General features: G+C 69.6%; 4 protein-coding genes. 1 reads left to right on the forward strand and 3 read right to left on the reverse strand.

Translation table 11 applies throughout. The features are described 5' to 3' along the window. Positions 1-761: 761 nt before the first annotated feature. A complete protein-coding gene (locus tag GZ998_RS03950) occupies positions 762-1,217 on the reverse strand; it encodes a GNAT family N-acetyltransferase (protein ID WP_202616215.1) in 456 nt (151 codons plus the stop codon). A gap of 60 nt (positions 1,218-1,277) precedes the next feature. On the opposite strand from GZ998_RS03950, the gene GZ998_RS03955 reads away from it, so the two are divergent. Continuing rightward, complete coding sequence (locus tag GZ998_RS03955; RefSeq protein ID WP_162679838.1) at positions 1,278-1,715, forward strand: hypothetical protein; 438 nt, start codon at positions 1,278-1,280, stop codon at positions 1,713-1,715. 92 nt (positions 1,716-1,807) lie between these two features. On the opposite strand, the gene GZ998_RS03960 is transcribed toward GZ998_RS03955, so the two are convergent. Beyond that, the gene (locus GZ998_RS03960) at positions 1,808-2,509 is read right to left on the reverse strand and encodes a TetR/AcrR family transcriptional regulator (protein ID WP_219109096.1); all 702 of its coding nucleotides are present in this window, start codon (positions 2,507-2,509) and stop codon (positions 1,808-1,810) included. A gap of 76 nt (positions 2,510-2,585) precedes the next feature. Continuing rightward, a complete protein-coding gene (gene clpB / locus GZ998_RS03965) occupies positions 2,586-5,288 on the reverse strand; it encodes an ATP-dependent chaperone ClpB (protein ID WP_162679837.1) in 2,703 nt (900 codons plus the stop codon). Positions 5,289-5,823: the final 535 nt, after the last annotated feature.

Genomic DNA, 5,823 nt, shown 5'->3' on the forward strand with positions numbered 1-5,823 from the left:
TACGCACCCCGCAGGATGGGGCACCACACCCACCCCCGAAGAAGGCCTCAGGACCCGCAAAGGCCGGGCCGGACGAACCAGCTAGAACACCCCGACACGCCGGTCTAAAGCACCACGTTTACGCCGATAACCCCGGGTATCGAGGGTTATCAACACGCCGATGAAGCAGGCGCTATCGGGGCCGCGGACACAATCAGGGTCGGTTATAAACAACAGGGCGCCCCGCGCAGCGAACGCCGCTCCGGATACGGCCGTGGCTCCGCATTGCGGGGTTGCCGGCACTAATGCGTGCGCGGTTCGGGCGTGTCGTGGGGGACGCGTCGCCGACCTCGTCGGCTTGGACCGTGTTCCGGCACTTGGATCGCCCCCGACGCGCTCCCGACCGCAGGAACGCGGTCCAACTGGAGGGACGCGGGCCGAGTGGGCCAAGTAGGGGCCCGGGAGGGTGCGGGCGCCGGTCCCGGCCGGCCTCACCGCCGTCGGCCGGCGCACCGGGCGCCGAGTCCCGCGCGCGGCGGACCGAAGTGTCCAGAATCGGCATAAACGACTCCGACGTCACCGACGACCACGGACAGAACGTTGAAATCATGCGGTTGTCAGACACGGCCCCAGCGGTCGCCAACGGCCTTTGTGCCGAATCCGGACACTCCACCCCCACGACGGGGACGCCCGAGGAGCACACCACCCACCAGCACCCACAAATCGGAAGAGCCCCATAACCGGGAGGGTTCCGAGAAGCTCGTTGAACTCCAGCCGAGCAGCTAAACCGGCGCGGCCTTGTCCGCCGATCCCAGGTCAAGCAGTGCCGCCGACGTCGCAGACATCCCACAACCAGTTTCGTAGAACGAGGCCAGTGGCGGGTCGTAGTCCACGTGCAGCCATCGGCATCCCCGGCGGCGCGCCTCCTGAGCGGCGACTTCCACCATCCGAGTACCGATTCCAAGCCCCTGGTGTCTCGGACTGACGCAGGTGTCCATCAAGATCGCATGGAGCCCGCCGTCGCCGAGTACATTGACGAAGCCGACGAGCGTGGTCTCCACACGGGTGGTGACCCAGAAGAGGCTGTGTTCTCGAAGCCGTGCCGCCCACGGGGGTGGTGGGACTTCGGCCTCCAACCCGAAGGCCTCGGCGTGCAGACGCTCCAATTCAGCATCGTCAACCGAACCGTTCACATGCGGGGTCGGCGAAGACGGCTGGTCTGGCTGGCGCGCGGTCACACACGAACGATACGTCCCGACCCGGGATTGCCGACCATCGTAGCGAAGTAGGGTCGAGACATGACGACACCACTTGAGCGGATCACCGCCCGCATCGCCCCCTTCTGGGACGCGGACGCCGGCGTGTACCGTCCCACGCCGCTGCTGACGTTGGAGGAGTTCTTCGAAGGCAACCACGTCACCGGCAGCATCATGGCCAATGTGGTGCTCGACGGCGAGCCGCAGGACATGCCCGACCCCCAGCAGGTATGCGCCGTCCTTGAGAAGCTTCTCTCCCGGGACGACGTTGACGACGTGCGGGTGGCGATCTCCATGTTTGACGACCCGGACTGGCCGTTCGCCGAGGAGGTCATGGTCGTCACCGATGTCCGGCCCGAGCAGGTCCGCAGCTGGTTTCCCGAGGCAATGGCCCCCGACCAAGTGCTGCCACTTCCCGACCGTGAACTCGAGGACATCGGCTGGCCCACCGAGCGGATTCGCGTGTGTTGGTGGGACTGATCATGCCGGAAGCGCTGGTCATATCAACCGATCCCGGCGGGGTGCCGCGGTGCCGGTGGGGAGGGTTCCATCGTGGCGGTGGGGAGGGGGAATCAGTCGATGCGCCAGCGCTGCTTGAGGTCGGCAACATACAGGCGCATTTCATCCACCATCCCGGTGCCGACATTCGTCGCCGCGGCCGTGTCAGGCGTGGTGGCGCACAGCCACTGGATCTGCAGCCCGTCACTGAGCGCCACAACCGAGCGCGCGATCAGCCGCGAGGGCGCCTCGGGGCGCACCACCCCAGAGGCCTTGCCCCGCTCCAGGCTCTCCTCGATCTGGGCAATGGATTCCGCCAAGTGGTGGGCCAGCCAGGTGTGTGCGGGGTGCGCGGTGGCCAGCACCGCGGGCGTCGTCGCGGTGTATATCGCCACCAGGTCGCGGTGCTGGGTGTTGTGCTCAACCAGGGCGGCAAACGCGTCCAGCAGCGCCCACGGATCGTCCTTGAACCGGTCATCACCCAGCAGGCTCGCGCGGTCCTCCCGATCGCGCCGCTCCAGCACCTGGGCGAACAACGCCTCCTTGGAGGCGAAGTGGTGCAGCAGCCCGGCCTTGGAGATCTCAGCGGCCGCGGCAATGTCCGCGAGGGAGGTACCCGCGTATCCGTGAGCGCCGAACAGGGCCACGGCCTCGTTGAGGATCCGTTCACGCTTGTCCTCGCTTCCGGCCGGCGGGCGGCCGGGGCCGCGCCAGCGCCCACCGGTGGAGGCGCCTGCGCCGGGAGCAGCAGGATCATGGGCCGAGATACCAGACATGCCCCTATTCTGGCACCGATGCCCGGCGGGCCCGGGCGGCGCGTCCCTGCGCGGGCAGCCCCGCCCGGGCGCCCGCTCAGCCCATCGGCGTGGCGGCCGACGGCGCCCAGGCCTCCCCGCGGGCGGTCAGCGCCAGGCCTGCGAGCACGCCCTCGGGACTGACATCGACGACTACCTCCTGGCCATCGAGCACCTCGCCGGCCAGCAGCATCTTGGCCAGTCGGTCGCCGATCTCCCGCTGCACCAGGCGGCGCAGCGGCCGGGCACCGAAGGAGGGGTCGTAGCCCTCGTCGGCCAGCCACTCCCGGGCGGCGTCGGTAACCGTAAGCGTGAGGCGGCGCCCCTGCAGCCGCTCGGACATGCGGGCCAGCTGGATGTCGACGATCTTGCCGAGCTCCTCCTTGGTGAGCGCGTCGAAGATCAGGGTGTCGTCAAGCCGGTTGAGGAACTCCGGCTTGAAGGCGCTGCGCACCGCGGTCATCACCGATTCACGCTTCTCATCCGGGGACAGCAGCGGGTCGATGAGGAACTGGCTGCCCAGGTTCGAGGTGAGCACGAGGATGGTGTTGCGGAAGTCGACGGTGCGGCCCTGGCCGTCGGTCAGGCGGCCGTCGTCGAGCACCTGCAGCAGGATGTCGAAGACCTCGGGGTGGGCCTTCTCCACCTCGTCCAGCAGCACCACCGAGTAGGGGCGGCGCCGCACGGCCTCGGTGAGCTGGCCGCCCTCCTCGTAGCCGACGTACCCCGGAGGCGCCCCGACCAGCCGGGCCACCGCGTGCTTCTCGGAGTACTCGGACATGTCGATGCGCACAATGGCGCGCTCGTCGTCGAACAGGAAGTCAGCCAGGGCCTTGGCCAGCTCGGTCTTGCCCACGCCCGTGGGTCCGAGGAACAGGAAGGAGCCGGTGGGCCGGTCGGGGTCGGACACGCCCGCGCGGGAGCGGCGCACGGCGTCGGCGACTGCGGTGACGGCCGCCTTCTGGCCGATCAGCCGTTCCCCGATGACCTCCTCCATGCGCAGCAGCTTGGCCTGCTCGCCCTGCATCAGCTTGCCGACGGGAATCCCGGTCCAGGCGGAGATGACCTCGGCGATCTCGGTGGGGCCGACCTTCTCCGCGATCATCGGCTCCGGGCCGACGCCCTCGCGCTCGACGCCGTCCGGGCCGACCACGGTGGTGTCGGCCGCCTCGGCGTCGCGGATCTGCTTCTCCAGGGCGGGCATCTCGCCGTAGCGCAGGCGCCCGGCCTCCTCGAAGCGGCCCTCGCGCTCGGCCAGGTCCGCCTTGGTGCGCAGTTCGTCCAACTGTGCGCGCAGTTCACCGACCTTGTTGTGACCGGCCTTCTCCGCCTCCCAGCGGGCATTGAGCGCGGTCAGCTGCTCGGAGGCGTCAGCCAGCTCGGCGCGCAGCCGCTCCAGCCGGTCGACGGCGGCGGGGTCGGCACGGTCGCCCCCCTCCTCCAAGGAGTCGGCCAGGTAGGACTCCTCCATGCGCATGCGGTCCACGCGGCGACGCAGCTCGTCGATCTCCACCGGCGAGGAGTCCAGCTCCATGCGCAGCCGAGAGGCGGCCTCATCGATCAGGTCGATGGCCTTGTCGGGCAGCTGCCGGCCGGAGATGTAGCGGTCGGAGAGGGTGGCGGCGGCTACGAGCGCGCCGTCGGAAATGGTGACCTGGTGGTGGGCCTCGTACTTGGGGGCGATTCCACGCAGGATCGCAACCGTGTCATCCACGGAGGGCTCACCCACGTACACCTGCTGGAAGCGGCGCTCCAGGGCGGGGTCCTTCTCCACGTGCTCGCGGTACTCGTCCAGCGTGGTGGCACCGACCAGGCGCAGCTCACCGCGGGCCAGCATGGGCTTGAGCATGTTGCCGGCATCCATGGCGCCCTCCGAGCCGGCACCCGCGCCGACGACGGTGTGCAGCTCGTCGATGAAGGTGATGACCTCGCCGTCGGAGTCCTTGATCTCCTTCAGTACGGCCTTGAGGCGTTCCTCGAACTCGCCGCGGTACTTGGCGCCCGCGACCATGCCGGACAGGTCCAGGGCCACAAGGCGCTTGCCGCGCAGGGAGTCGGGGACGTCGCCGGCGACGATGCGCTGGGCCAGGCCCTCGACCACGGCGGTCTTGCCAACGCCGGGCTCGCCGATCAGCACGGGGTTGTTCTTGGTGCGGCGGGACAGTACTTGCACCACCCTGCGGATCTCGGCGTCGCGGCCGATCACCGGGTCGAGCTTGCCCTCGCGGGCCGCCTCGGTCAGGTCGGTGCCGTACTTCTCCAGGGACTTGTAGGTGCCCTCGGGGTTCGGGGAGGTGACGCGGGCGGAGCCACGCACCTGCGGCAGGGCCTCGCGCAGCTTCGGGGCGGTGGCGCCGGCGTCGGCTAGAAGCTTGGCGACGGGGTCGGCCGCGGGGCTGCCGGCCGCCAGGCCGATGAGCAGGTGCTCGGTGGAGACGTACTCGTCTCCCAGCTGCTTGGCCTCATTGCCGGCGGCCTCCAGAGCGGCGAGGAAGGCGCGCGAGGGCTGCGGCTGGGCGACGGAGGAGCCGGAGCTGGCCGGCAGCGACGTCAGTACGCGTCGGGTGGCCGCACCGATGGCCTGGCGGGCCGCGGCGTCGGGGACGACGGCGGCGAGCAGTCCGGCGGCAACGCCGTCGGTCTGGGTCAGCAGCTCGGAGAGCAGGTGCGCGGAGTCGACCTGCGGGTTGCCCGCGGCGGCGGCCGCCTGCATGGCTCCGGAAATCGCCTCCTGCGAGCGGGTGGTGAAGTTAGTGTCCATATGGACCTCCTTGACGTGGATGCCCGGACACAGGCGGTCCGGAGTTTCTGCACGCCTCAACCGACGCAGCCTTGAGTCTATTCCACTCAACTTTGTGTGACGGCGGATCCGAGTCGGAGCGCCGGTCACGACTTGCCATACGCCAGGTGCCACCGGGCGGCCCACCCGCCGCGCCCCGCGCGAGGGGTCGCAGCCGCTGGCCGTAACCGCAAAACTCCGCGCCATCCGGCCGCGCCCGCGCGCGAGAGGTCGCAGCCTGACCGCCGCGTCGCCGATCTGCGCCCGACCGAGCCGCGCCCGCGCGCGATGGGTCGCAGCCAGTAGGCGCTGATCCGCCGAATACGACCTCATCGGCCCCGATACGACCCCCTGCGCCCGACCGAGTACGACCTCGCCAACCCGAGAACGACCTCCACGCGGCGAGTACGACCTCGCCAGCCCGAGAACGACCTCCGCGCGGCGAAAACGTCCTCGTGGGCCCGAAACCCTCCACGATGTGGAGGGTGTGGGGCGAATGAGGTCGTATTCGGCCAGC

Source organism: Actinomyces sp. 594, assembly GCF_019325145.1.
In the GTDB taxonomy this organism is placed as follows: domain Bacteria; phylum Actinomycetota; class Actinomycetes; order Actinomycetales; family Actinomycetaceae; genus Actinomyces.

Excerpts from the sequence above, each read along its gene's own strand:
- GZ998_RS03955 (WP_162679838.1), top strand. The coding sequence starts at position 1,278 with ATGACGACACCACTTGAGCGGATCACCGCCCGCATCGCCCCCTTCTGG.
- GZ998_RS03960 (WP_219109096.1), bottom strand. The coding sequence starts at position 2,509 with ATGTCTGGTATCTCGGCCCATGATCCTGCTGCTCCCGGCGCAGGCGCC.
- clpB (WP_162679837.1), bottom strand. The coding sequence starts at position 5,288 with ATGGACACTAACTTCACCACCCGCTCGCAGGAGGCGATTTCCGGAGCC.